Annotated in this window: 26 protein-coding genes; 18 read left to right on the top strand and 8 right to left on the bottom strand. The window is 57.7% G+C overall.

The window, feature by feature from the left end:
* The first annotated feature begins 230 nt into the window (after positions 1-230).
* Complete coding sequence (locus IG193_RS08920; protein ID WP_192818823.1) at positions 231-476, top strand: hypothetical protein; 246 nt, start codon at positions 231-233, stop codon at positions 474-476.
* 156 nt (positions 477-632) lie between these two features.
* Positions 633-2,042: a hypothetical protein gene (locus IG193_RS08925; protein ID WP_192818824.1), complete on the top strand. Its 1,410-nt coding sequence runs from the start codon at positions 633-635 to the stop codon at positions 2,040-2,042.
* On the opposite strand, the gene metG is transcribed toward IG193_RS08925, so the two are convergent.
* The 5 genes from metG to IG193_RS08950 form a co-directional block, all read right to left on the bottom strand.
* Complete coding sequence (gene metG, locus IG193_RS08930; RefSeq protein ID WP_218042144.1) at positions 2,039-3,547, bottom strand: methionine--tRNA ligase; 1,509 nt, start codon at positions 3,545-3,547, stop codon at positions 2,039-2,041. The genes IG193_RS08925 and metG overlap by 4 nt on opposite strands.
* Before the next feature lie 72 nt (positions 3,548-3,619).
* Entirely contained in the window at positions 3,620-4,882 is a 1,263-nt protein-coding gene (locus tag IG193_RS08935; protein ID WP_192818825.1) for a serpin family protein, read from the bottom strand.
* 64 nt (positions 4,883-4,946) lie between these two features.
* A complete protein-coding gene (locus IG193_RS08940) occupies positions 4,947-5,753 on the bottom strand; it encodes a carbohydrate ABC transporter permease (protein ID WP_192818826.1) in 807 nt (268 codons plus the stop codon).
* Positions 5,750-6,601, bottom strand: coding sequence for a carbohydrate ABC transporter permease (locus IG193_RS08945; RefSeq protein WP_192818827.1), 852 nt, complete (start codon positions 6,599-6,601; stop codon positions 5,750-5,752). Before IG193_RS08945 ends, IG193_RS08940 begins: the two co-directional genes overlap by 4 nt.
* Positions 6,602-6,626: 25 nt before the next feature.
* On the bottom strand, positions 6,627-7,943 hold the full coding sequence (locus IG193_RS08950) for an extracellular solute-binding protein (protein ID WP_192819789.1): 1,317 nt from the start codon (positions 7,941-7,943) through the stop codon (positions 6,627-6,629).
* 484 nt (positions 7,944-8,427) lie between these two features.
* Between IG193_RS08950 and IG193_RS08955 the strand changes: the two genes are divergently transcribed.
* The 10 genes from IG193_RS08955 to IG193_RS09000 all read left to right on the top strand — a co-directional run bounded on the left by IG193_RS08955 (position 8,428) and on the right by IG193_RS09000 (position 19,056).
* On the top strand, positions 8,428-9,630 hold the full coding sequence (locus IG193_RS08955; RefSeq protein WP_192818828.1) for a hypothetical protein: 1,203 nt from the start codon (positions 8,428-8,430) through the stop codon (positions 9,628-9,630).
* A 139-nt stretch (positions 9,631-9,769) separates the two neighbouring features.
* Positions 9,770-12,280 carry a molybdopterin-dependent oxidoreductase gene (locus tag IG193_RS08960; RefSeq protein WP_192818829.1) on the top strand — a complete coding sequence of 837 codons (2,511 nt, stop codon included), beginning with the start codon at positions 9,770-9,772 and terminating at the stop codon, positions 12,278-12,280.
* An 11-nt stretch (positions 12,281-12,291) separates the two neighbouring features.
* Positions 12,292-12,888 (top strand): 4Fe-4S dicluster domain-containing protein, encoded by a 597-nt coding sequence (locus IG193_RS08965; protein WP_192818830.1) that lies wholly within the window; start codon positions 12,292-12,294, stop codon positions 12,886-12,888.
* 6 nt (positions 12,889-12,894) lie between these two features.
* On the top strand, positions 12,895-13,740 hold the full coding sequence (gene nrfD / locus IG193_RS08970) for an NrfD/PsrC family molybdoenzyme membrane anchor subunit (protein WP_192818831.1): 846 nt from the start codon (positions 12,895-12,897) through the stop codon (positions 13,738-13,740).
* Between the two features lie 44 nt (positions 13,741-13,784).
* Positions 13,785-14,414 carry a TorD/DmsD family molecular chaperone gene (locus IG193_RS08975; protein WP_192818832.1) on the top strand — a complete coding sequence of 210 codons (630 nt, stop codon included), beginning with the start codon at positions 13,785-13,787 and terminating at the stop codon, positions 14,412-14,414.
* Positions 14,415-14,457: 43 nt separating this feature from the next.
* Positions 14,458-15,066, top strand: coding sequence for an HD domain-containing protein (locus tag IG193_RS08980; RefSeq protein ID WP_218042145.1), 609 nt, complete (start codon positions 14,458-14,460; stop codon positions 15,064-15,066).
* A 3-nt stretch (positions 15,067-15,069) separates the two neighbouring features.
* Positions 15,070-15,858, top strand: a complete 789-nt coding sequence (locus tag IG193_RS08985; RefSeq protein ID WP_192818833.1) for a 4-vinyl reductase — start codon at positions 15,070-15,072, stop codon at positions 15,856-15,858.
* Between the two features lie 113 nt (positions 15,859-15,971).
* The gene (locus tag IG193_RS08990) at positions 15,972-16,901 is read left to right on the top strand and encodes a PLP-dependent cysteine synthase family protein (RefSeq protein WP_192818834.1); all 930 of its coding nucleotides are present in this window, start codon (positions 15,972-15,974) and stop codon (positions 16,899-16,901) included.
* A gap of 18 nt (positions 16,902-16,919) precedes the next feature.
* Complete coding sequence (locus IG193_RS08995) at positions 16,920-17,690, top strand: DUF973 family protein (RefSeq protein ID WP_192818835.1); 771 nt, start codon at positions 16,920-16,922, stop codon at positions 17,688-17,690.
* A 4-nt stretch (positions 17,691-17,694) separates the two neighbouring features.
* Positions 17,695-19,056 carry a 4Fe-4S binding protein gene (locus IG193_RS09000; RefSeq protein ID WP_192818836.1) on the top strand — a complete coding sequence of 454 codons (1,362 nt, stop codon included), beginning with the start codon at positions 17,695-17,697 and terminating at the stop codon, positions 19,054-19,056.
* Here the strand turns inward: IG193_RS09000 and IG193_RS09005 are convergent.
* A complete protein-coding gene (locus tag IG193_RS09005; protein ID WP_192818837.1) occupies positions 19,025-19,594 on the bottom strand; it encodes a class I SAM-dependent methyltransferase in 570 nt (189 codons plus the stop codon). The genes IG193_RS09000 and IG193_RS09005 overlap by 32 nt on opposite strands.
* Before the next feature lie 96 nt (positions 19,595-19,690).
* Between IG193_RS09005 and IG193_RS09010 the strand changes: the two genes are divergently transcribed.
* The 6 genes from IG193_RS09010 to IG193_RS09035 all read left to right on the top strand — a co-directional run bounded on the left by IG193_RS09010 (position 19,691) and on the right by IG193_RS09035 (position 24,545).
* Positions 19,691-20,890 carry an MFS transporter gene (locus IG193_RS09010; protein ID WP_192818838.1) on the top strand — a complete coding sequence of 400 codons (1,200 nt, stop codon included), beginning with the start codon at positions 19,691-19,693 and terminating at the stop codon, positions 20,888-20,890.
* Between the two features lie 118 nt (positions 20,891-21,008).
* Positions 21,009-21,389 carry a HEPN domain-containing protein gene (locus IG193_RS09015; protein WP_192818839.1) on the top strand — a complete coding sequence of 127 codons (381 nt, stop codon included), beginning with the start codon at positions 21,009-21,011 and terminating at the stop codon, positions 21,387-21,389.
* Entirely contained in the window at positions 21,382-21,708 is a 327-nt protein-coding gene (locus tag IG193_RS09020) for a nucleotidyltransferase domain-containing protein (protein ID WP_192818840.1), read from the top strand. The genes IG193_RS09015 and IG193_RS09020 overlap by 8 nt, the downstream gene beginning before the upstream one ends.
* A 437-nt stretch (positions 21,709-22,145) precedes the next feature.
* Positions 22,146-22,448 (top strand): hypothetical protein, encoded by a 303-nt coding sequence (locus tag IG193_RS09025; protein WP_192818841.1) that lies wholly within the window; start codon positions 22,146-22,148, stop codon positions 22,446-22,448.
* On the top strand, positions 22,435-23,841 hold the full coding sequence (locus tag IG193_RS09030; protein WP_192818842.1) for a DNA cytosine methyltransferase: 1,407 nt from the start codon (positions 22,435-22,437) through the stop codon (positions 23,839-23,841). The genes IG193_RS09025 and IG193_RS09030 overlap by 14 nt, the downstream gene beginning before the upstream one ends.
* Before the next feature lie 50 nt (positions 23,842-23,891).
* The gene (locus IG193_RS09035) at positions 23,892-24,545 is read left to right on the top strand and encodes an HhH-GPD family protein (RefSeq protein WP_192818843.1); all 654 of its coding nucleotides are present in this window, start codon (positions 23,892-23,894) and stop codon (positions 24,543-24,545) included.
* Here IG193_RS09035 and IG193_RS09040 read toward each other — a convergent pair.
* A complete protein-coding gene (locus IG193_RS09040) occupies positions 24,529-25,269 on the bottom strand; it encodes a PDDEXK family nuclease (protein ID WP_192818844.1) in 741 nt (246 codons plus the stop codon). The two genes, IG193_RS09035 and IG193_RS09040, sit on opposite strands and share 17 nt — an antisense overlap.
* A gap of 130 nt (positions 25,270-25,399) precedes the next feature.
* The gene (locus tag IG193_RS09045) at positions 25,400-26,359 is read right to left on the bottom strand and encodes a hypothetical protein (RefSeq protein WP_192818845.1); all 960 of its coding nucleotides are present in this window, start codon (positions 26,357-26,359) and stop codon (positions 25,400-25,402) included.
* Positions 26,360-26,364 lie beyond the last annotated feature (5 nt).

The raw sequence follows: 26,364 nt of genomic DNA on the forward strand, positions 1-26,364 counted from the left end.
CACCTAACCTCTAGGAGAGTACGGGCTTCTAGCCCTAGGCTCCTGCTTGCTTGAATGCAAGCTCGTCTACGCGTCTCAGCTTAAACCCGAAGGCTCTAGCGAGAGGCTCCGCCGTAACCTGCACGACTGGGTAGGGGCCCCCAGCAGCCAGCTCTCCAAAAGAAAAGAATAAGTAAGTTTTCGATGTACAGTAATATAAATGGGGGATGCCGAAACAGAAGCTTGTGTTTTTGTCGTTCATGCTGCTGTCGCTCTCGGCTGTAGCTTTTGCGACAACATGCAATAGGAGCTCTTCGACGTGGGCTTCCTCGGTCTCGGCGCTCGCAACAATAACTGGTAGCGACCCTTACTCCTCGACAGGCTACGCTGCGGGCATTGCCCGTGGAACTGATATTGGGTGTTTTATATGCCCTTCGAAGTTGGCATACATTAGGTTCATGAGCGAAGTCGACGTTCCATGGGAACATTGGGGGTAGTATGTGCCCATATTTGAGGGGGTCTTGGAGTTACTCTCCGGGAACCGCAGGCAGCTGGGTTGAGGCATACAGTTACACTGTGTGTAGCGATAATGGCGTAAAAGTAATAGCTTTCCTCTCGGGGTATTGTGCCACGTCAGTGGGCGTGTCTGGGCAATGCGCCGGAGGCTAGCCCTGCTTACTCTCTTACTCCTCTGCGCTCTCGTCTACGAGAGCGTTACAGCAATACCGAGCGGTAGCTACATGGTGTACAGGATTGAGCCGCGAGAAAGAATACAGAGAACAATGCGGCCACTGCACGAGGACGCTATGGCCATAATCTCTGAGCAGAACCCGAAGATCAAGTTTCTACTATTCCTGCATAACTTCACCAGCAGGAGGTCTACGCTGGTCTGCTACATTGGAGTGGGGGGCGGCGAGATTAGGGTTGCTGTTCTGGGCGCTAACTCCAGCTTCTACACTGTGCGGTACACGCTTGCGCTCTATAACGCTACACTTGCGTGCATGCACATAGCCCAAAACCTGAGCCTCTTCAGGGAAGTCGAGTGGGCACGTAAGGGCAGGTACCTGGTGACACGGCTGGACGTCTTCAACGTTACTAGGCTTCATTACGTGTCTGCGCGGGACAACGGCGTCTACGATGAGGGCGGGAACCTGCTGGGGGAGTGGCTCTTCTGGCTACCAGAGGCAACGCTAAAGCAAGGCTACACCCTAGTCCTCGCGCACTTACACCCAGCTGAGGCTACCCTGCCGTCAGGCGCAGAGGGTGATGGGGTTGCTGTCCTGCTGGGGGTGAACTTCTCCAAGGCAGTGAAAGGCCCCGGATACAGGGTTGGCAATGTAGTCATCCCGCCCACGAGCCTAGTCCAGGGCAGCACGGTGCAGAGTGAGGCGTTCCTGATACACTACAAGTGTAAAGACTCGTTTTCCAGGGACTCCCTTCTCGCGCTGCTCTTCAAATACTTCTACTCTTCTGCTCCTCCAGAGTTCAAGTTGTACGTTGTCGGCAACGATATCTGGGTCAATCACACGGCTATGACTTCCTTCAACAGGAGCGGCACTGAGCGGAAGCCATGGAGACTGGTACCGTACGAGTATGTTGTCATCAACTCCTCGGAGCTGGGGTGCATGCGCATAGACAGAGACGCGGTCGTAGAGCTCTCCGGGAAGATGTTCCTAGTGAGCCTCTTCTACTACAGGGCGCTCTGGGACAGGAGTACCGGCGTACTGGTCGAGCTGTCCCAAGAACCCAGCGAAAACCCGTTTAGTAGCGAGACCCCGGCAGTACTCTCGGAGTACCTCGGCTCCGAGCGTGGAGATTCCTTGTACGCTGTGCAGAGCATAGACTACTACTTCTCTCTCAGGCTGGTGGACACGAATGTTATAAAGCCACCAAGTCACCTGGGCTCTCCAGGGAGGCCTGACACGCGCGCGGAGAGCGTGCTTGTAGCCGCCGTTGTTGCAGGGGTGCTCCTGTACGCTACGGGAATCGTCGGCCGCGCTGTGGGGAGTGTCCTGAAGAAACCAAGTGGCAGTAAAAAGGAGAGTGCGCGCGCAAGGGGCTAAGCCTTGCCGACCTTCTCGAAGAGTATGGGTGCTTCACTCACGCTGTAGGCTTCCACCTGCCCGAACGCTAGCCGGTCCACGCGCCTCAGCTGGAACCCGAAGGCTCTGGCGAGGGACTCCGCCGTGGCCGGCATGACTGGGTAGAGGAGGTTTGTCGCTATCCTGAGTGCCTCCAGGACGTTGTAGAGCGGCTCGCGGGGGTCTTCGAGGGACCACGGCTGGGTCTTGTTCATGTACCCGTTCGCCTCCCTGAGCAGGTCGAGTACTGTTGAGAGAGCCTCCGAGACCCTAACTTCCTGCATGAGCCTCCCAACTTTCTCGACCGTAGAGTTTGACAGCTGCTCGAGGCCGGGGTCGGGGCCCGCCCTCTCCACTCTACCTCCTAGCTTGCGCATTGCGAGCACCCCCGCCCTGCGGACGAGGTTGCCGTACGTGTCTGCTAGCTCGCTGTTGTAGATGTTGTCGAGGAGGCTCTGGTCGAACTCGACGTCCTTATCGAGGTTCAAGAGCCTCATCAAGAGGTACCTCACGGCGTCCGGGGACTTGTACCTCTCGACTAAGTCGTCTATGAGGACGACGTTGCCCACGCTCTTACCCATCTTCAGCCCCCTGTTTACGATGTAGGCGTGGACGATGAGCCTCTTCGGGGGGCTCAGGCCCAGCATCCTCAGGACGGAGAACCATATGGCGCTGTGGAACCAGAGGATGTCTTTCCCGATAATGTGGTGCGCCTCAGCCCAGTACTTCTCGAAGCTGTTGTTGTCCCTCATGAAGCCCACCCCGGTGAGGTAGTTCAGGAGCGCGTCGATCCACACGTACGCCACGTAGTCCCTGTCGAACGGTAGCTCCACGCCCCAGTAGACCCTGCTCTTCGGCCTAGCCACGGACAAGTCCCTCAACCCCTCTTTCTTTATCCTGCTGAGGATCTCCCTGGCGTATCCCTCAGGGAAGACTATGCCGCCTTCCTCGATCAGCCTGGTGACCTCTTCCTGCAAGGCCGAGAGCTTGAGGAAGTACGTCTCCTCCTCCACTAGCTCCAGGGGCTTGTTGTGTATCGGGCAGAGCTTCTGCCCGCCCTGCTCGACGTATTCGCCCTCGCTGTAGAACTTCTCGCAGCTGACGCAGTACCACCCGCTGTACTTGCCCTTGTATATATAGCCCCTACTGTAGAGCTCCTCGAAGACCTTCTTGACCAGCTCCTCGTGGTCGGGATCCGTAGTCCTTATGAACCTGCTGTAGTTTATCTCGAGCAGGCTCCAGTACTTCTTGAACACGGGCACCATGCTGTCGACGAACTCCTTGGGCGTCTTACCAGCCTTCTCGGCAGTCCTCTGGAGCTTCAAGCCGTGCTCGTCTGTACCCGTCAGGAAGAACACGTCGTGCCCGTTGAGCCTGTACCACCTGGCCAGCACGTCAGCCAGCACCGTAGTGTAGGCGTGGCCGATGTGGGGTATGTCGTTTGGGTAGTATATCGGCGTCGTCACGTAAAACGCTTTCCCGGGCACTAGACCACCTAGGCCTTAAGGTGGCACAGGTAATAAAAATACTGTGCCGGAATAATCCAGAGTAATTTGCGGCTACTTGGCCGTGGGGTCTACGACCCTGCCGATGAAGAGTATGAGCCCTGTCTCCCTGTCCCTGATGAGGAAGAGGAAGGGGTGGTCCGCCACGAACGTCTTCTCGGGGACTACTGCCGTGAGAGTCACGACTACGGCTGTAGCCCCGGCGGCCTCTGTCCCCTCCTCGTCGACCTTCACGTAGGCCTGGTGGACGACCAGCGAGACGTAGAGGTCGCGCCTCCCGTCTATGCCCGAGAGGTCGGCGTCGGGGGTGAAGACTTTTCTGAGGTCTAGGCCCTGCAGGTGCTCGTTCAGGAAGTACTTCTCCTCTAGCTCGAAGCGCGGGATGCAGATCCTGTCCAGCTCCTCGGGCTTCAGCGCGGCTATGTAGCCCTTGAGCTTCTCCAGGCTCAGACCCGCCTCGAGGCCTCTAAGGCTACCCTTGGGCAGCACGATCACCATGCTTATCCCACTCCCAGAGTAGGGAAGCTCTAGAACCTTGGCCTCGCCGAGGTCGGCGTACATGAACTTCTTGCCGGAGGGCTCCATGCACATCATGGGAACCCTGACAGTCCTCCCCTCGGAGACCACAAAGTCGGACTCAAAAGTCATCCTCTTGTCGAAAGCGTAGAGCCACGAGCCCTTGAAGTACACAGCATTCGTGACCACGAGCCTGGTGAGGGGGTCTATGGAGCCTCTCGGCATGAGGTTCTTGATCTTCCCGCGGGTCTGCTCCTCTATGAACCTGTTTATCGTGAGCCTAGAGCCCTCGGGGTCGCCTACGAAGTCGAGGTTCGAGGCTCTAGCCCCATAATACTCGGCGACAGCACTGCTGTACTCCGGCAGTAACTCGAAGCCCCTCTGAACCCATATGGCGTTCCCGACGGCCAGCTCTACTCCTCCGATACTGTTCAGGTAGTTGTATACGCGCGCGTAGTTAGGCCTGAGCGCCCCGATGCTCGGGTAGCCGAGAGCGCTCCTGAACTCCTCGGCTGTAGCGCCCCGCGCCCCCTCGTACACGATCGCCAGAGCAGAGTACACGCTGAATGGCGAGGCGAAGACGTTCCCGTCCCCGCTGCCGGCCAGCTGCTTGTACAGCTTCAGCGCCAGGAGGTTGTTCGACTTTACGACCTCCTCTACCCCGCTCGCGGTGTAGTTTATCTCGTTGGCCAAAGGCGGTCTACTGGGACTATACGGGTAGAGGTATAAAGACGCTACGGCCACTATTGCTGCAATAAGAACTGCCCCAGCGACGGCTAGGGCAATACTCTCCAACTTCATGCCGGTCGTCTACTCAAGCCTGTACTGGAAGAAATACCCGACGCAGCGTGGATACGTACCAGCGCTACTTCTTCATGAAGCCGAGAACCAGGTACTTCTGGACGTAGCCAGTGAAGAGGAGCATTGGAAGCGAGGATATAATCCCGGCTGCGGCCATCTCGCCCCACTTAACCCCCCACTCCGATATGTAGCTGGCGATGACCAGCGGCACTGTGTAGTTCTTCAAGCTCTGTAGCAGGATTACAGCGTAGAGGAACTCGTTCCAGGTCATCAGCAGGCAGAAGATAGCGGTTGCCACCAGTCCCGGGGCAACTATTGGGAGCATGACCCTAACTAGTATAGTTAGAGGCCCGGCACCGTCGACGAGCGCCGCCTCCTCCACTTCCTTCGGGACAGCTCTGAAGAAGCCTATGAGAGTCCATAGCGCGAAGGGGAGCGTGTATATCTGGTAGGCCATGGCTACAGCGTTCAGGTTGTCCAGGAGCTTCATGGACGCGAACATCACGTAGATGGGAAGTATCAGGACTATAGGGGGTATTGTCCTGGCGAATAGCGTCCACGCCAGGAAGCCACGCCTAAAATACTCGTTTAGAGCCAGGCGTGAAATGGCGTAAGATGCTGGAACCGCGAGTGCGAGGGAAATCGCAGTTGAGAGGAAAGCCAGGTATACCGTGTTCACCAGGTACCGCTCGAACCCTTCCTGGAATAGCTTGACGTAGTTCTCGAAAGTTATCTTCGGGGAGAAAGCCTCGTAGACTTCCAGCCCCGCCCTCAGTGAAACGTTTGCAATCCAGTATATCGGCGTTAGCGTCCACAAGAGCACGAGCGCTATCCCCAGGTACAGCCCTATACTCTCGACCCTAATCCTCATTTCAGAATCACCTCCCGCACGTAGAGGGCGCTCAGAGACAGGATGATCACAAGCATTACGAATGATGCGGCAGACGCTTTCCCTACTTCCCAGAACACAAGCCCCGACTTGAATATGTAGAGGGATATCGTCTCGGTGGCGTGCGCTGGCCCGCCACCCGTGAGGAGGTAGACTTTATCGAATAGTCTGAAGGTGTCAATGCTCCTCAGAAGCAGTACCAGCGCTATGTAAGGCTTTAAGAGTGGCAACGTAATGCTCCTAAAGGTTCTAAAGGGAGAAGCCCCGTCGAGCGTTGCGGCCTCGTAGAGATCCCTCGGTATGGACTGCAGCCCAGCGTAGAAGATGAGGAAACACACGGGCGTCCACTGCCACGTGTCTATCAGGACTATGCTCGGCAGTGCAAGCTCGAAGCTTGTAAGCCACGCCTGTGGAGGCAAGCCTAGGAAGCGTAGTATATAGTTTAGGAGGCCAGTGTCGTAGTCCATCATCAGCTTCCACATTGAGCTGACGACCACAACCGAGAACATGTTCGGCAGAACTAGGAGCGGGACTATATAGTTCTTCCCTCTCACTCTCTGGTTTACGAGGACTGCTACGCCCAGGCCTAGGAGAGTTTGGGCAAATGTCGCCATTAGCGAGAAGAGAACGGTATTCCAGACACTTACTGAAAATACATCGTCCTTCAGGAGGCTCAAGTACTCGTTTAACCCCGTAAACTTGAACTCGCCTGACACTAGGTTGTAGGCGTGGAGCGAGTAGTAAAACACCCCTAGTATCGGGTATACGGTCAGGAAGGCTAGGAGCAGGAGAGAAGGGAGAATTAGAAAAACAGCTATTTTCTGGCGCAAGGGCTTTCCACCTTTTTCCTCCTATCTATCCTCCAGCGAGGACCCTGTCTATCTCTTCTGAAGCTTTAGCAACGGCGTCTGCCGGGCTGATCTTCCCTGCGAGCACCTGGTTCACGTAGCTGCCGAATATGTCTTCAATCTTAGGCCATAGCGGCGTCCTGGGCCTGGGCACCGCAGTCTCGAGGCTCTTAACCTGCACTGCTACCCACCTTCTCAACCCAATAACTTCCTTGTCGTTGCCGACACTAGACCTAACCGGCGGCAAGCCCTTGTATATAGCCATCAACTTCTGCATGCGCGCGCTAGTTGTGTACAGTATGTAGTTGAGAGCAGCGACCTTATTCTGGGAAGCTACATTAATACCCCAATACCACACTCCCAGCAAAGGTGAGGGTCTCTCCCTCTCCCCCGGCGTCACGGTGTACGCCAGTAGTCCTGGAACCTTACTAACTGCAGGGTTATCTGCGTCCTTAATCCAGCCAGGCCAGGTCTCGGTACTCATCGCTATCCTACCGCCTACTAGACGGTCGCGGACATCTGGAGTATTGAAGTTCTCGACACCCGGGGGAGCATACTTTTTAAGCTGGAGTAAGAATTCGAGGGCTTCTACAGCCTTGGAGTCTAGGGCGCTCTTCTTCAAATCGTCCGAGACTATCTTGCCGCCGAAGGCATACAGTATCGGCTGGAAAGCCGTGGCAACGGGGTTGCCCTTAACCCCTCTAAAAGCTATAGGGTACTCTACGAGACCAGAAACCTTTATCTTCTCGCAGGCATTAAGAACATCAGTCCAGGTCTTCGGCTCTGCCAAGCCAAGTTTGTCGAACACGTCTCTCCTGTAAGCAAAGATTTGGACGTTACCCATCTGCGGGAACGCTACGAGCTTGCCTGTCTTGTACGGGTGCCTCCCCACGTCTATCAGTACCTTCGGGAAATCGCCGAGATCAAGAGTTACGCCTGCCTCTTTCGCGAGCGACTCGATGTCTACGAGCCAGCCCGCCTCGCCGAACTGCGGTATCCAGGGGTCGTCCATGTATACGAGGTCTACTGCACTAGAACCTTGCTGGAGCGTCAAGACAATCTTGTCGTATAGTGGGCTGTAAGCGAGGGGTGTATAGTCAACTTTATAGTTCGGGTTCTCCCTAGTGAAGAAGTCTATAACAGCAGAGTTAATATCGTTGTGCTCTGCGTCCCTGCCAAGGAGCGAGAGGGAATAAACCTTAGCAGCGGGTGTAATTGCTGTAGGTGGGCGGGATGAACCGTAGAGGTAGCCCCCGCTGAAGCCGAGGATAAAGGCCCCTGCGCCTAGGGCCGCTAGCTTGAGGAAGTCTCTTCTTGTTGCCATATCATGTGTATTGCTTCTATCACTGGTAATAATTCTTTCGCCATTTGTTTATAAATAGGAAAATTTATAAATGAATTATGGAAAGTATATAGGCCTATATTTTTGGGAGAAGAAACACCTATTTTTCAATGATGAAGCGCCGCCTCCTTCACTAAGGAATACTCGCAGGTATGCCTGGTAATCTAGCTCTTGCCTGAGAGCCCTCAGGCCCTAACACACGCTCTTATGCTTAAAGCCTCGCCCTCCGAGGCGGGCCGTGCTTCTAAGTAGCATTACGGCCGGAGTTATGCCCCTGGAGGGGCTTAGCAAGAGGATTATTGCCTGAGGTTAGTCCCGAGAGCCTGCCTCGGGCAAAGCAGCCGTGACGGCCTTTCTGTCCGGCATCGGGCTAGAGCCGCCCGTTTTTCAGCAGTTTTCCCGTGTCAGCTACTCCCGGGTACTGGCCCAAAGCAAATATATTCCTAAGGTGGAGGGTTTACAGGGTATGCGCCACTCCTATCTGCTTGCACTGATCCTGGTGTCGCTCGTCGCGCTGGACGCCCTCCCACAGCATGTTGGATTAGAGGTTGCTTGGAGGAGAATTTCTGCAGAGGGCGTCGCGTACTCTGCGTGTACAGGCAAGTACGTATACGTCGTCGGCTACGAGGGATCCGGCGCGAATACTTCGGCGAGAGTAGAGGCCCTGAACCCGGCGGACGGCTCTCTAGTCAAGAGCTACACGTACAGGGGCGCAAGAGTCTTTTACTCGTGCGCGTACGCGCGCGGCAGACTGCTCGCCGCCGGCGTGACCTCGGAGGGCAGGTGGGTCGTGGCCTCCTTCGCCGACGACCTGTCCCCGCAGGCCGCCGTCACTAGCGTGGCCGGCTACGCCGCCTCGCTCGCCACAGACGGGGAGTACCTGTACGTAGCTGGCGTCGATGCGTCCACGGCTAGCGTGAGGGTGGAGAAAAGAGAGCTAGGCACGCTCAGCCTCGTAGCCGCGTACAGCCCAGGCGTGCCCAACACGAACGCCTACTCGTGCACGCACGGGGGCGACTCAATCTGGCTTGCGGGCTCGGCCCTCACGCCCAGCGGCTTCAAGTGGAGGGTTGAAAGGCTCGCTACTAACTTGAGCTCCCAGCTGAGGCTCCGGCCGGAAGTCGGGGGCCACGCTTTCTCGGTTGCGTACTCGGGCGGACTGGTATACGTTACTGGACCGAACGGGACAGCAGTTTTCGACGCTAGCGGCGCGGTGCTCGCCAGAACCTCGACGGGGGGTTACGGGCTGGCCCTCCTAAACGGCACGCTCGTGCTCTACACTGCTAGAGTGGAGCCGCTACTCCTACTCTTGAACTCGACAACACTAGACCTGCTAGCGACACTGGAGCTATCACAGGGCAGGGCAGTCCCCTCCTTCGGATCCGTGGCTCTCCAGCAGTCCACGCTCTATATAGCTGGTGCAGAGGAGGTGCAGGGGAAGGCTCACTGGGCCGTATACGCTGTCAGGGCGCTACGCCCGCAGGTGAACGCTACAAAGCCCCCGGCCAGCGCTCCAGCTAATGCCACGAGCACGCCACAAGCAGTGCAGCCACAGCAGCCCCTAGCAGTATTCCTCCCCGAGGCCGTCGCCTCTATAGCCATGGTGGCCGGCATTGTGGCCGCTGTTGTTGCCATAAAGCGTGGCAGGAAGAAGAAGCAGAAGTCCTAGCCTGGGCCGTTGTCCTTTTCTCTGCCTCCCCTAGACGTACCTATTCTGGTGAGTTATTACACACATTTAATGACAACGTCAATATATAAAGATATCAATATACGAATTTATAAAGCTTAGTAATTATCAATATAGTGTTATGACAACAGCCTTATCAAGGCGTGACTTCCTGAAGGCGACAGGACTCGTGGCAGTCACTCTAACGGCAAGCACGCCTGCGCTCCGGCTCCTGAGGCCCGCCCAGCAGGAGAAAAACCTCCAAGGAGGACAAGAGCAGTACGTGCCGAACATATGCATGATGTGCCCAGCGGCTTGCCAGATCCTAGTCCGCGTTAAGGACGGCAAGGTAGAGAAGATAGAAGGTAACCCCAAGGGGCCCACGAACCTGGGGAAGATCTGCGCGAGGGGGCAGGCCGGCGTCTTCCGCGTGTACAACCCGGACAGGCTAAAGAAGCCGCTGGTACGCGACAGCCCAGCCACGAGGGGGTCTTTCCAGGGTCTCAGGGAGGCCTCGTGGGACGAGGCCCTAGAAGCCGTAGCGTCCCACCTCAAGAAGCTCATAAGCGAGGGCAGGGTCAAGGAGGTCTTCATGCTCGGAGGCTGGCCGGCGTGCCTCTACCTCGAGCCCTACATGAAGGCTTTTGCCAATACTATCGGGACGCCTAACGCTATCGGAACCCCCGGTGCAACGTGCTTCTTCCCGAAGGCCTTCGGCTGGAGTACTGCCATCGGGGTAGGGGCTCACAGCCAAATACTCGTAGACTACGAGAACGTAAAGTACCTCGTCGTCATCAGGAGGAACTTCTTCGGGAGCCTGAGCGTCGTCCACGGCGTGCGGGCAGGCCAGAAGCTCGGGAACTACAAGCTCGTCGTCGTCGACCCGAGGTTCAGCGAGACAGCGGCAAAGGCTGACCTGTGGATTCCGATAAAGCCGGGCACAGACCTAGCCTTCCTCCTGGCGCTAATTAACGTCGTCGTGAGCGAGGGCCTCTACGACTCCGACTTCCTGAGGAAGTTTACAAACGCGCCGATGCTGGTGGCCGAGGACGGCTCGCCGCTGACAGCTGGAATAGAGGGGGGCAAGGTAAAGTATCTCGTGTGGGATCTGGCCCAGAGCAAGGCCGTTAAGCACGAGGAGGCGATCCTGCCGGCCCTAGAGGGCGAGTTCGTAGTTGGGGGCAAGAAGGCTAAGCCTGTCTTCCAGCTACTGAAGGAGAAAGTTGCACAGTACACGCCGGAGTGGGCTGAAGGCATAACCGGCGTCCCCGCCTCGCTGATAAGACAGGTAGGGATAGAGTTTGGCAAGACTAGGCCAGCTGCTGTGGACACAGGCTGGCACGACCCCAAGTACAAGAACAGCGTCATGACCTGGAGGGCTGCTGCCGTACTCAACGCTCTAGTTGGAGGCCTCATAAAGGACGGCGTGCTCATAACAGGCGTCGGGAGCATCGCCACGCCGCCCCCCGACGTAAGCGAGGAGAGCGTCATGAGGATCTGGGGGACGAGGCAGGGCGTCGCAATGGCTTCTAAAGGCTTCACGTACCAGGGCTTCCTGGACGCCATCGAGAAGGGAGACCCCTACAAGGTCTCGACGCTCTTCTTGTTCTCAGTCAACCTGGCTTTGACTGCGCCGGACTCCTCCAGGTGGCGTGAAGCCCTGAAGAAGCTAGACAAGGTTATAGCAATCGACATCTACCCCATCGATGCTGTACTCTACGCCGACATAGTGCTGCCTGAGACTACATACCTCGAGAGGGACGACCCCCTCTACGCTATGGCTTACGCGCCTGTTCTCGGCTTCCAGACCAGGGTTGCGGCCGTTCAACCGCTGTTCGACACAAGGCACCTCGTAGACATAATAGTGGGGATACTCAAGAAGCTCGGAGCAGAGTACTACGAGAAATACTGGTTGAACCTCGCCAAAGCACTCGGGGCTAAAGACCCCGCGGCGCTAGCCCCCAAGCTCAGGGAAGCCTACGAGAAAGAAGGCGTCAAGGGGATACGCAGGGTTCAGGCGCAGGCGAGGAATCTGGACGTCGCTAGGCTTGAGAGCGAGGGGCTAATCGTCGTCAAGGACTCTACTGCGCTGCGTAGCGAAATGATCCAGAGGGCGCAGGCCGGACAGCTACTGACTCCTACGGGCAGGGTAGAAGTATTCAGCTTCGCCCTGAACGCCATCAAGGCCAGGATGGGCTACCAGCCCTACTGGGATCCGGTAGTAGCCTGGGCAGAGCCCGAAGTCTTCAACAAGGCGGACGGCAAGCAGACCTTCTACCTCGTCTACGGGCGTGTACCAACGATGACTCACACCTCTACTGCAGACGAGCCGTTCCTGTCCGTGCTCACCTCCGACTTCAAGAGGATGGCGTGGATCAACAGGAAGGTGGCCGAGAGCCTCGGGATCAAGAAGGGCGATAGAATCAGGCTCGTCAACGTGGACACGGGCAAGGCGGTCGAGGCAGTAGCCTTCCCGACGGATCTGGTCAGGGAGGACACCGTGTGGGTCTCCAGCGACTTCGGCCACGCTAGCGAGGCGCTACGCTTCACTAAGTTCGGCGTACCGTACCACGTACTCACGTCGATAAAGGCGGATCCCGTTGCGGGTGGTGTTATGTCACAAGAAGTTGTTGTCCGCGTCGAGAAAGTGTAGGGGTGGTTTAGATGGCGAGGTACGGGATGGTTATAGACCTGAATAAGTGCATTGGTTGCGGGGCCTGCGTCATGGCGTGCATTGCGGAGAACAGGAGGGAACAGGCCCTCAAGGCCGTAAGCGAGGGCTTGAAGGCCCTGGAGAACTTCAAGAAGAGGACGTACATAACTACTCACATAGCTGGGACGTACCCCAACGTCGGCATGTACTACCTCCACATGATATGCCAGCACTGCGAGAACCCGCCCTGCGTGTCCGTCTGCCCGACTGGCGCCAGCTACCAGACGAAGGAGGGTGTCGTGCTCGTGGACAAGAGCAAGTGCATAGGGTGCGAGTACTGCGTCCAGGCCTGCCCCTACGGGGCGAGGTTCTGGGACTCGTACATACGCTCCATCGACAAGTGCACGTTTTGCATACACAGAGTGTCAGCGGGAGAGCTGCCAGCATGCGTGTCAACATGCCCCACGGGTGCGAGGATGTTCGGCGACCTAGACAATCCAGCTAGCGAGGTCTCGAGAGTTGTCGCCACTGGATCAGCGGTCGCTTTCAAGAAAGAGGAGGGTACTAAGCCGAAGGTATTCTATGTCCTGCCAATGAGGAGGAGGTGATGCAGGATGATGGAAGTACAACACGCGTGGGATATTAGAATTGTCCTAGATCTCACTCTGGGCGGGATGGGAGTAGCGGCTTTCATACTCGCCTTCCTGAGCTACATTAGAGGCGAGAGAGAGTTGAGCCTGAAGGCCGCGCTGGCCGGGATAGCCTCGCTGTTGCTCGGCCTCATAATCCTCGTAACACACCTTGGCAAGCCTGAGGCGGCGGCCTACACGCTCCTTTCGCCAAACTTCGGGTCTGTAATGGCGCTGGGAGTCTTCTTCAACGTCCTTACACTGATCTTCGGGGGCTTGTTCGCCCTGCCCGCTCTGGTAAAGCTACCCTACGCCACAAACGAGAAAGTAATGAGAGTGCTCGGACTCCTGGGTGCGATATTCTCCTTCCTGGTAATGTCGTACACGGGCGTGCTGCTCGCCAGAACAAGCATACACCTCTGGAGGAGCCCTGCGACCCCCCTGCTGTTCATCTTCCTAGCCTTCTCGAGTGGTGTAGGCCTTTACGTACTCACAGCCCAGGCCCTCAAAAAGGAGGTTGCGAGAAGCATTCTCGACGTCGGGGTGCTGGCGACCCTCCTAGCTCTAGTCACGTTCACCCTGTACTTCGTCATAGCAAACATCTCCACGGAGGCCTTCAGGGCCTCGATAGAGCTGATGCTTTCAGAGTACCTCGCCGGCACTATCGCGCTCTACGTCCTGGGCTTTATAGCCCCGCTGGCGCTCTACGCCTACTACGTCAGGAAGCCCTCCAAGGCGCTACTGCTCTCAATTGCTGCCTTACTCATCCTGCAGAGCCTCATTGCACGATTCCTGGTGGTTTATACCGGGGTCATAGAGCTCCCCTGGTAAAAAAATTCTTTCTTTACCTGCTCATGGTCGGAGGTGTAGTCTACTTGGTTGAGGCGAGCTTGCTCTGGGAGCGTGGAGTCGTGTACAAGGCCCTAAGCTTGTCGTTCTATACGCCGAGCGACGCCGACGCCCAGAGGGAGCTGTCAGAGTACCTCACGTTGCTCCTAGACGTCCGCGCGCTGCCCATAGACCGGGACACCATCAGGTTTTTCGCTGAGTCGTGGCGTAGGGCGTGGACGCTTCCGCGGGACGAGCTACTCAGGGAATACACGAGGCTCTTCGTGAACGACTACCCCGAGCTTAAGTGCCCTCCCTTCGAGACGTACTGGAGAGACGGGAAGCGCACCATATACGGGTCAGGGTATAGCAGCCTCCTGGAGATCTACAGGCAGGCGTCGCTCGAGTCCTCCCCGGAGGTCAGACTCCCCCTCGAGCACGTGGCACTAGAGCTAGAACTAATGTACTACCTTGTGGTCTCGAGCGCCGATAACGCAGGCTTCCTCTGCCTCCAGGAGAAGTTGTTCAAAAACCACATTGGGAGGTGGGCTGAACCCTACGCGCAGTGCCTGGAGAGTAGTGCCAGCCTAGACAACTACAGGGCTTCTGCGAAGTTGCTCCGCGAGCTCTACAGGGTGGAGAGGGGGCTCTTCGACTCTACGAGCTTCTGCGTCTAGCTCATGCCAAGCTATTTATCCAGCCTTTTTCCTAGGAGTAGCTGTGGAGAGCGCTGTAGCCCTGGCCCGAAAGCTAGCCCGCGAGCTGATGGGGGACGACTTCGTCCACGGCTACCCACACGTTGAGCGCGTGATGAGGCTTGGGGAGGAGATAGCCTCAGAAGTCGGGAACGTCGACATGAACTTACTACGGCTAGCAGTGTACCTACACGACATAGGGAGGAGGATTGGGGAGCCACACGCGTACTATTCTGCCAGGCTTGCCGGAGGCATCTTGAGCGAGTGGGGAGTCGGCGAAGACGTCGTGAAACTCGTCGTTAACGCTATTGAGTACCACAGCTTCAGCTACGCCAGGAGCCGCGGAGTAAAGCCTCTAAGCGTCGAGGCAATGGTGCTCAGCGACGCAGACAAGCTGGACGCCCTAGGCATCGTAGGCTTCTTGAGGGTCATGGCTTACGGCTTCGAGAACGGGCGGAGCGTCGAGGAGAGCCTGAGGCACTTCGACGAGAAGATCTTCAAACTCAAAGACTTGCTGCACTTCGATGCCTCCAGGAGGCTTGCCGAGGAGCTCGAGGCCAGGACGCGCACTGCTGTCAGCTGGCTCGCCGAGGAGCTCGGCATAAAGCCTATAACGTGGCAGGGGCGGTATTAAGCGATGAGTGAACCTTCTACGGGGGTTTCAGGCCTAGTACTATACCCCGGCAGGGAAGTACACGTCGTCCTGGTTCTCCTGGAAAAGGAGGCTCAACTCGCGAAGTTTCTCCCAGGGGTGGCGGGTTGCTCCGAGCTCGGGGTAGAGGTTCTCGACTTGTGGACGACACGAGGGGGGTTCGCGCTAGCCCTCCTCGCGTCGGTGGCGCCCACACGGGAGGGGGGCGTCGAAGCGTTTGTAGACTGCCTCGGGAAGCTGGACGGCGTCAGGGCCGTAGACAGCACGCGGGGCTTCGCGGGCGGCCTAGCGGTCGAGAGCTGGGGTTTCCCGGTGCTACCCGGTACTTCGAGGACGCTAGTCCTCGAAGCCGGCCTCTTTAGCTCTATGCTCAGGGAGAGCTGGAAGCTCCTCGGGAAGGCGTTCCAGCTACCGCTCTACAACTCCACTTTTTCCTACGGGCGCGACCTCGCCCGGAGGCTCAGGGGGCTGGGCCTAGACGAGAAAAGCTTCCTGTACGCCGCGTCGGAGGTAATACGCCACCTCGGCCTAGGCAGAGTCTTCTGGGAGACCGTTACAGACACGCGTGTAGCTGTCACGGTTTACGACAGCCTGGAGTGCAGTGCCATGGTGGGAGTCCCGGGGTACGAGTCGTCTATCCTCAGGGGTCTAGTAGCGGGCGTGGTCGCGGAGCTCTGGGGCGCCGACAGGAGCCAGGTCGATGCCAGGGAGACGTCCTGCGTAGCGAGGGGGGATAGGGCCTGCCGGATAGAGGTCTTGTCGAGGCAGAAGTAGTACCCCGAGACCTCATCACTGCTCAGACCGCTGAAGGCCCTGTCACGGCTCCTCTTCAACTCTCTACGCAGTTTAAACTTTAAATTTTTATCCCCTCGTGAGCTTGTCTACCCGTGCCCACAGTAGAGGAGCTGATAGGCAATACGCCGCTCGTCAGGGTAAACAGGATTGAGGGCTTGAAGGGTCGCGAAGTCTACGTGAAGCTCGAGTACATGAACCCTACTGGCAGCCACAAGGACAGGATAGCGCTCTACATGATCAGAGATGCCGTCGAGAAGGGTTTGCTGAGACCTGGCGGCACAGTAGTCGAGGCCTCGAGCGGCAATACAGCGATAAGCGTAGCATGGCTAGCGAGGCGCCTCGGCTTCAAGGCAGTAATTGTAGTCGAGGAGGGGACTTCTCCGGCTAAGGTCGCCGTGCTGAGGGCTCTCGGCGCTGAGGTCATATTCGCCCCGAAAGTCCCGGCAGGCCACCCTGACCACATGGTTAACGTCGCCAGGAGGGTGGCGTCAGAGAGGGGAGGAGTGTTCCTGGCCCAGTACTCTAACGAAGCGAACCTCAGGGCCCACTACGAGACTACGGGCCCCGAGATCTACAGGGCGCTGGGCGACAAGATAGGCTGCTTTGTCATGGGCGTGGGTACGGGCGGAACCCTCGTAGGTGTCTCTAAGTACTTGAAGGGCCTCCTAGGCCACAGGGTGAAGGCGGTAGCCGTGGTGCCGAGAGGGTCGCCCATCGTAGGCGGTGCTGGCAGGGGGGAGGAGATCGAGGGCCTAGCCGTGTCTATGATCCCTGATATCTTCGCGCGCAACCGTGGGCTCGTAGACGAGGTCGTCGAGGTCTCGCTGGCAGAGTCCGTGGAGTGGATGGTGAGGCTCGCCCGGGAGGAGGGCATACTCGGGGGCCTCTCCACGGGCGCGAACATGGCTGGCGTCTACAAGGTTCTGGAGGGTTGCGAGGGGGCTATAGTCACGCTTGCACCAGACTCAATCTTCAGGTACACCGGTGTCCTCGAAAACTACGCAATAAGGGATATATTGTAGCTTCGGCGATTATTGCTCATGGATAGCAGTCACCTTGTAGCCGGGCTTAGAGACCTCAACAGCGCCTCGAAGCTGTTGTTCATCGCGTCAATACTAGGCTTAGTAGCCGGTGCAGCTCTACTCCTACTAGTCCCAGCTCTGTTCTTTACTGCTGTCTCCCATGCAGCTACAGGCCTCTCCAGGCTTATACTGACTTGGTTGCCACTCATCATGGTCTCTGGAGCGCTAGCACTTGCCTCGGCTATTATTGGCATCTACGCCGTCTACGCCAAGCTCCTCCCATCGAGTAAACACTTCGCGGAGTGGAGGCCGGCGAACTTCGAGACTCCTAGGAAGCTCCTCTACATCGGCTACTGGGGCGCGCTGGTGCTGGCACTCCTAGCTCTCGTCTCTGGAGTAGCGCTCCTCGCGAGCATAGCCCCCCTCTTCATGAGAGGATCACACCCTGAGGGGCTGATGGGCATGCTCGTGATGCTCCTCGCCCCGCTGGCCTTGCTTGTACTGGCCGCTATACTCGCGTTCGTGGGCTTCGTAGGCGAGGTAATGCTATTCTACGAGCTGGGCACGGCTCTGGCCTCCGAGAGGTTCAAGCAAGTCGCACTGCTGACAATAGCCTACTACGTCGGCGGCATGCTCTTAGCCTTCATCCCCGTCTTCACTGTGACACTACCCCTCTCGCTCGTCGCGTCAGGCCTACAAATCGTCGCCTACTACCTGGCAATGGAGGAGTCTGCCAGGTTGCTGGCGTCGCTTCCCTCGCAGCAGTCCACGCTGCAGGGCCAGGTGTAAGTCAGTGCCGGAGGTCAAAGTAGTTGAATATCCCAGTGTGCCGAGTAGCGAGGACATTTCGCGGGCACTCGGGGAGCTCGACGGCCTGGTACTCGTGGGGTCGTGGGGCCCCGCGGAGTGGCTTGGTCTCCGGGAAGAGTTGAGGAGGATTGGCGCTAGGTGGCACAGAGTAGTATACGTCGACAGGGAGCGCGACCCCCAGGTTTCGGGGCTTAGCCTCGAAGACCTTGTAGCGTCTTTTAAGGCGTATCTCGAATCCTCTGCAGGCTACATCGCTGTAGTCGTGTCCGACGCCGGCAAGAGGGTCTCTAGGCGCGAGCTACTCAAGGCGGGCCTTGGGGTGTTCTTCGTCTACACCGCAATGCCGGAGGTGAGGGCAGAGCAGTGCCTCTCGCTCAGGAGCTGTGGCATATGCCTGCCATCGTGCCCCTACGGGGCGCTGTCGCAGAAACCTCCCCAAGTGTCGGAGAGAAAGTGCACGGAGTGCGGGCTCTGTGCGTCCTACTGCCCCACAGGCTTGCTGTACGTCCCGTCACACCCCCCTACCGCCGCGAGGAGGCTGTTCCACGAGCTGAAGTCGAGAGGCGCCGCTAACGTGATCGTGACGTGCCCCGAGGGCAGGGCACTAGTCTACGAGGACGAGACGGGCTTGAGCGGCGCCGTTGTAGAGTTGCCCTGTATAGCGGCCCTGAGGATACACGAGTACCTATTCGCTAGGCAGGTAGGGTTGAGGGTAGTACCCTACTGCCCCAACAGGCTCAGAGAGAAGTGCCCCAGGGGTGGGGCAGCAGAAGAGTACTTGAGCCTTATAGCCGAGACAGAAAGCCTGCTAGCTGGGAGGCCGGAGGCAACACCCGCCTGGATCGAGAAGTTGCCAGCTCTAGCCTCGCCGCTAGCCGGGGACAAGGACGAGTGGGTGCAGCTCTCAAGGCTTCCGCTCTTCCGCGTGGACGTTAACAGGGAAGCATGCACGCTCTGCGGGGCGTGCGTGAAGGCCTGCCCGGCGCACGCCTTAACCTTAGTACGGGACGGGGGCTACAAGCTCAAGTTCACGCACGCTGAGTGCATCGGCTGTGGTGCCTGTATGGGAGTCTGTCCCGAGAGGGCCGTCAGCGTCGTGAGAGCCGCTAACCCCCTGTTCCTCTCGACAAGACAGTCCCTGGAGGTCGCCAGCTCCCCCGAAGCACACTGCAAGAGGTGCGGCGCCCAGATAGGGCCTGAGGTGAAGATCAAGAGGCTGGCTGGTAGGCTGTCGAGGGCCGGTGTACCGCCTGCGCAACTGGAGAGACTCTGGCTCTGCGAGAAGTGCAAGCAGGAGGCTCTAGCCGACGAGTTCAGGGAGTTTCTCTCGTCGTCCTCTTCGTAGCTACGAGTGTGTAGCTTGAGAAGCGCCCCCTCTCGAGCCTCAACACGGAGAACCCCTCGAGGAGGCCGCCCAATTCAGACAGTGCTAGGAGATTGCCCGGGAAGCCCACTATTCTCTCGAAGAGCCGTATGACGCGGCCCATAGGCTTACTCCCGTCAAAGTCGAATACGTATAGGAAGCCCCCCTCCCTCAACACACGCGCGGCTTCCCCAATACCCTCTCTGGGGCTCTCAAGGTGATGAAGAGAGTCGTGGAAGACGGCGGAGTCTACAGACCCGCTCCTCAGCGGGAGGTGACAGCCACTGGCACAGACGAATTCAACTACCCCCCCTCTCCTGGCGCGAGGGAAGTGCGCCGGGTCGACGTCTACTACGATGCTAAGCTCGAACTTGCCGGAAGCCAGGTATGCGAGAGTCCCCCTCGCCCCGCCGACATCCAGGAGTATCCTTCCAGGGGCAATTAAGCTGGCGGGTCTCTCGTAGATCTTCTCAGGAGCTAGCCTGTATAGGGCAATCAGCAGAGCTCTACCAAGCTTCACCTGTATCGGCACCTTCTCTAGCTTTTAGGTACTTGTAGTTTGTGTAATGTTAAACTTATATATAAGTTGGATTTTAACATGTCGATCAAGCCTAACATGTCGGTCGGTCGACCTTTCATGGGTGTGAGATCCAGAGAGCTCGAGAGGAGTATCTTGGCACTACTCTTAATGGGCTTTACGGCCTCCCTGGGTAGCTCTATTGTAGCCGTCGTCCTACAGCCATACCTTAAGCACCTAGGCCTCACGCCGCAGGACGTCGGGGCCCTGCAATTCGCGATGTCGCTGGCCACGGCACTGGCGCTAGTGCCCTCAGCCTACCTAGCGGACACTTACAGTAGAAAGAAGGTAGCAGTAGCCTCCCTAGCGTTCTCGGCGCCGGGCCTACTCATTGTGGTGTTCGGCGGGGAGAGACAGCTCTTGTACCTTGGTTTCATCTTAGTGGGAGTGGGTAATGCCTTGACTGCAGTGTCCCTTAACCCCCTCCTAGCTGACGTGACTCCAGCGGAGAAGCTCGACGCCGTCAGCTCTATTTCCCAGGTGCTGGGCCTCACGGGGGCCTCTATAGGCTTGGCTCTCTCGTGGCTCCCACAGTTGATGGCGTCCTCTACGGGTAGCCTCCTCTACGCCTACCGCGTATTCATGCTTACTGGAGGAGCAGTATCGCTTGCAAGCCTCCTGCTACTCCTCATAGTAAGGGAGGAGAGGAGGGGCTTAGGGGGTAAGAGCTTCCAGCTAGCTTTCTCGCGCGAGACTATGCTCCTCTCCGGGCTGGGCGCGGTCATAGCGTTTGGCGCTGGTGCCTCAGTCTGGATCATCAACTACTACTTCATGCTCAAGTTCGGCGTTGAGGCCGGCGAGCTCGGGACAAGGATGCTGGCGGAAACCCTCCTGATGATACCTGCAACGTCGGCGGCCCCACTCGTGTCGGCGAGGCTAGGGACGCTAAACGCTGTGCTAGTGTTGCAGTCTGCCTCGATCCCCCTCCTCCTGTCGACAGCCCTTGCACCGGACTTCGTCTCTGCCGCCGCGCTGTACACCGCTAGGAGCCTGCTGATGAACGCGAGTAACCCCCTCTTCTGGGCCTTTAGCATGAGGCTTGTAGGCGAGGAGGAGCGCTCGAGGTACACTATGCTAAACACTCTAGCATGGCAGGTCGCGGGAGGGGCAGGCTCTGCTGTCGGCGGCTGGCTCATGGCCATGAACGTGGACTCCCCCATCTACTTCACGGCTGCAGTCTACGTGGTATACCTACTCCTCCTCTACTACCTCTTCAGGGGTACAACTAGACACTTGTAGTCGCCATCCTTTTCCGGGTAGAAATCCGGGTTCTGCAGGTGGCAGGCGAGTAGCTTCTAGAACGCTACAAGTAGGAAAGTCCATTAAGTTAATACATGTACGTTTTGCCGTATAACGTATGAGCTTCTACGAAGCTGAAGTTCTTAGGGAAAGGGCCAACGAGTTTCTGATCGCCGCTGAAGACCTCTTTAGCAAGGGCTTCTACGACTTGGCAGCCTTTAGCGTCGAGCAGTACTGCCAGCTTATAGTGAAGTACAAGCTCTTGGTTAAAGTGGGGTACTACCCTAGAACCCACTCGCTGGTAAGCCTAATTAGGGAGCTCTCTAAGGTGGCGCCCCAAGTCAAAGTCCTGCTGGAGGAGGATGAGGTGATTATAGCCAGGATAGAGGACGCCTATATAGGTTCACGGTACCTACCGAGGAGGTACAGTAGGAGGGAAGTCGAAGACATGCTTAAATTCGTTAAAGACAAGTTCAGGAGAGTGGTAGAGAGTGTATGACCCCACTCTAGAGGGTTTTAGGCGTTACAAACAGCTGGAAAACTACAGGGAGGTAGCTAAGAGAGTGAAGGAGATAATCCTGAAGGAGGGCTACACCCTACTCCACTTCTTGGTGTTCGGGTCTGTAGTGAAGGGGGAGTTCACTGCGAGCAGCGACATAGACATCCTGGTAGTCATAAAAGGGATAAGCTACGAGGAGGCTGTCAAGCTGAAGGCCAAGGTCTACAGGGAGGTTGACGCACCACTAGAGCTCCACGTCGTCGACGAAAAGGGGTTCGAGTGGTACAAGCGGTTCATAGACGCCTACGAGAGTATCTGAGCCAGCTTCTTATCTCCTGTGCAAAGAACTGCTCGTGAGCTTCCCGGCAACCCCTTGAAGGCCTCTTTTCAGAACCACTGCCATGAGCGGCTCTACAGTTGCACCATAAAATATAGAATGCAACTTCTAATACTCACCCTGCGTGATGTTCCGTAGCCCTGTACTATGCTGGTTTGTAGCCTGGGGTGTAGGGCTAGGGGAAGACTGGCCTATGGTTGCTTACAGCGTGTGATCAACTACTAGGGGGTTCAGGAGTTGGCCTGTGCTTAGGGGGGTAAGTGTCATTTTTATTGCAAGTGCGGAGAGCGGGAGCTATGTATGACTAAAAACCTTCCTGTCTATATAGGTAGACTACCTCAGTTCCTGAGGCTTGCTAGTAGCTTCAGAGTAGCGCTTATATACGTCCCTCGACCCATATGGGTTGAGGGTCATAGTACATGCAAGACTTTACGAGAGAGTGGGCCTTGAGCTGGGTTAGGGGCTCTATAGTGGGCTACGTGAGAGGATCTACACCTCTTAACATAGTTCTGGGTAGGATTAAGAGAGCGTTAGAGAGTTACGGGGTTACAGTGAATGATATAGAACTCATAGTAAAGTCTATAGAGGCTGACCCCTCAGCCCTGCCGCACATGGATTTACCGGCTAAAAAGGCGAAGCTGAATGAGTTGAGGGAGGCCCTAAAGGGCATGAGAGGGAGCAACCGGGGCCCAGTCAGTGGTGGGGGATATGGCAGGCTATAATGCAGTGAAGCTGGCCCTGTGGTCGTTTATCAGGAGGTTTAGGGGGGAGAGGTTCAGCATGGGGGACGCCAGGGCCTACGTCTCCGCGCTGGCTGACATATTCATTGCCAGGGACGGGCTTCCGTTCGTGGAGGCGCTAGAGGAGGCCCTCAGGCACGCGAGGGCGTCTACTGCGGGGGGCTATCCTAGGGACTACTGGGAGGTGTACGAGGAGTGGCTCAGGCTGGACAGGACACGCCTGGCCCAGGACGGGTTCCCGAGCTGGGAGAGGCCGGAGCCCGTGAGGGAGCGGTACGGGCTCGCTGTCGTGTCGCTGTTCACAGGAGCCTACGGGCTCGACTTGGGGTTCGAGGAGGAGGGCTACGACGTCACAGTTGCCCTAGACGTGTCCGAGGACTCCCTCAGCGAGCTAAAGGCCAACAGGCCCCGCATCCCGTTCCTCCTCGGCGACATAAAGAGGTTCTCGACCAAGGACATCCTGGAGGAGGCAGGCCTAGTCCCGGGCGAAGTGGACGTAGTGACTGGCGGGCCCCCATGCCAGCCCTTCAGCCCGGCCGGGAAGAGGCGGTCTCTGGGGGATCCGAGGGCCTCAGCCCTCATGGAGTTCATAAGGGTTGTGAGGGAGGCCAGGCCCAGAGCCTTCGTTATGGAGGAGGTTCCCGGGCTCCTGAGCGCCAGGGTGAAGCACGTCCCGATAAGGGAACGGGGGGAGAGGCCCCCGTCCCCCGAGGAAGAGCCTGGGTCGGCGTGGCGCGTAGTCTTGGAGGAGCTGTCCAGGACAGGATATGTGATAAAGTGGAGGCTCCTCAACGCTGCCTGGTATGGGGCCCCCCAGGACAGAACCCGGATAATAGTCATAGGGGTAAGGCCAGATGTCCGGAGAGAGCCCGTATTCCCCGAGCCCGAGTACGGGGAGACCCCCGGGCTCCTGGGGCTCAGGCCCTATACCACTCTGGCCGAGGCCCTGTCCGGGCTCTTAGACCCAGGTTCCTACGCGGAGCTACCCCCCAAGTACAGCGAGTACATAAAATACGTCCCCCCTGGGGGGAACTGGAGGCAAATACCAGACGAGCTCAAGCCCGCCGCCATGAACGGCGCACTCCCGGCTGGGGGTGGCAGGATGGGGTTCTACAGGAGGCTCTGCTGGTTCGAGCCCTCCCCGACTCTCGTCACGCACCCGGCGATGAAGGCGACGATGCTCGTCCACCCGTGGGAGGACAGGCCCCTTTCAGTGCGGGAGTACATGAGGCTACAGGGGTTCCCCGACGAGTGGAGGGTCGTTATCGGCATCCAGGAGGCCTACAGGCTCTTCGGGGAAGCGGTACCCGTCCCGCTCGCCAGGGCTGTGGCGAGAGCCGTGAGGGACAGAGTGCTCATGGCCGGAAGCCACTGAACCACCGGCAGTGTTACTGGTGGGGGGCTCATCACCCACGGGGGGTGGGGGTGGAAGCAGGGCTCGAGGATATCGGGAGGATTGTCATAGAGTGGGAGAAGGCCCACTGGATCCCGTACCCTTGGCGTGTCAACAGAACTCCGTATCGGGTTCTGGTTGCCGAGGTGCTCCTGAAGAGGACTACCAGGCAGGCTGTGGCCAGGGAATTTCCGAAGTTTATTGCGAAGTTCCCTGATATACACGCTCTTTACAGAGCCCCCATTGAGGAGGTCGAGGAGGCCCTGCTACACCTGGGCCTCTACAGGCAACGGGCCCGCCAGCTTAAGGAGATATCTAAGGTTGTTGTCGAGGTCTACGGGGGGAGGATACCGGACGACTGGGATGCTCTGGTTGGCATAGAGGGCATAGGGGTTTACATAGCGGGGGCGGTTCTCAGCTTCGGGTATAGGAAGCGGGCTCCCGTGGTTGACTCAAATGTGATAAGGCTATTCTCGAGACTAACCGGGAAGAGGTACACTAGGGCTGAGGACATGCTTCCCCTTCTCTGGGGGGTTGTCCCGGAGAGAGACCATGATATCTTCAACTATGGGGTTATAGATCTCGGGGCTATGGTCTGCACGTACAGGGGGTCGAGGTGTTGGGAGTGCCCACTGGCTGGGTTTTGCACCACAGCTAGACAAACAGGCTTCATGAGAGACTTCTGAGGAACTTCACGACGTCTCCTCCGTAGCGCTCTTCGAGTTTCTTCGCCAGTTCATCTACCTTCCTCTCTAACATGTCGAATATATCGACACCTCCAACCCCCCTCATGGCGTCTATGATCGTGTCGTAGAGGTCGGGGTTCCCCAGGAACTCCTTAAACACCCCCCTGCCGACCCTGAGGTACTCCTCAGGGTCGTACCCGTGGCTTTCCAGTGTGGACTCCGCCACGGCAAAGGCCCTCTTGCCGTAGGTCAGGACTAAGTAGGGTCTATACCCGTTATCTATGGCCTCCTTCGCATGCTCCACGAACCTTTCGACAATATCCTTGTTCACGTCCGCGGGCCCCGATTTCACGGACAACACCTTGCCCTTCCACGTTGCCTCGCCCTCCCTGAACTCCCGATCTATTACTATATCCCACCAGCATATCCACCCCCTGCCCTCCCTACACAGGCGGTGTTCCCTCCCCCTAATCCCACCCAGAAGCTCTCGAAGGAAGGCCTCCATGGTGAAGCCGAAGCTTGTCCCCAGAGATCTCTCGACCCTCCTGTAGACGAAGAGCTCGGCGATCTCCCTGAACGAGTTGACTTGGAGGGCAGCAACAATGTATGGGTTGAGGCCTCCCTTCTCGATCAGATCTTCGATTGTTATACTGCTAATGAGAACCCCGACCTGCTCCACGAACCTGGAAATATGCTTGAGAGCCCGCTGGAGCCTGTCTTCCATCTCGCCGGCCTCTATGAACCCACGTGATAGCTTGTAATATAGGTTTTGAACTCAGCTTTCGGGCTAAGCTTGCCGACGAGAGGCCGCTGGAGGTGGAAAGGGGGATAAGAAATGTTCTTGAGTTTAAAGGCTAGGGGAAGACTGGCCTATGGCTGTCTATAGACTCGAAACTATACACCCAGTCGCCTCCCTTAAGGCTCTTCCAGAGTAGCGGCCTCCTGTACCTCGCCTCCCCTGGGGGTACGATGAGCTCCCCGTAGGCGCTCCTCACCCCTAGAGCCCTCATAGCCCTGTAGAAGCCTACTTTTTCGTGGGCGCTGAAGCGGGCGACAACCAGGGCTCTCTTCTTGTCGAGTATTGAGAACCAGTGCCCCGTGATGCTCGACGCCACCCTTGCTAGCGCGCAGCTACGCCACCCCTCGACTAGGTACACTTGGACTGGGATGCCGTTTTCTGGAACCACAAGGTAGGCCGCGTTGCCCGTCCAGAGGGGCTTGACGTGCCTCCTGAAGTGGTACTCGACTGTTGCGGCTGTAATGTTGGAGAGCTGGCTGTCCAAGCCCCTCGCGAGGCTGTAGGCCTTTGACGCCTTGAGGAAGGGGTTGTCCAGCTTGAACGACAGTATAGAGGCGTCCACGACGTCTGGCCTCGCAGGCACTACGCGCGGCTCCTCCGGCAGGGCATAGTCCTCCTCTGAGGGCTGTCTCGGCGTGCTCGACGGGTAACTTGACGGATCCCAGTACACGACCTGTAGCCCTCTCACTGTCTCGGCCTCACCGTATTCCTGTCGAAGGACTCTCTTGGCTGGGGCTAGGCCCAGGCACACCTCCACCTCTACCTCGCCCTCGAGCTTGGAGGTGAAAGTGCCCGCTACCCAGGGTGGACAGCCGCCGCTTGCCAGCACGGCTACAGGCAGGAGCCTGAAGGCCGGGAAGTTCACGAGGAAGCGGAAGGCGACAATGTTGGCCAGCTCTCTGTAAATCCTCCTGGTGACGCTATACCTGAGGCCAGCTCCCTCTGCGACGTTTTTCAAGCTAGAAGCCTTTAGGGCTGCTCTCAGGAAGGCCACGTGCTTTTCTCCTAGTTGCATCCCCT

Origin of the sequence: Infirmifilum lucidum, from assembly GCF_014876775.1 — an archaeon.
GTDB lineage: Archaea > Thermoproteota > Thermoprotei > Thermofilales > Thermofilaceae > Thermofilum > Thermofilum lucidum.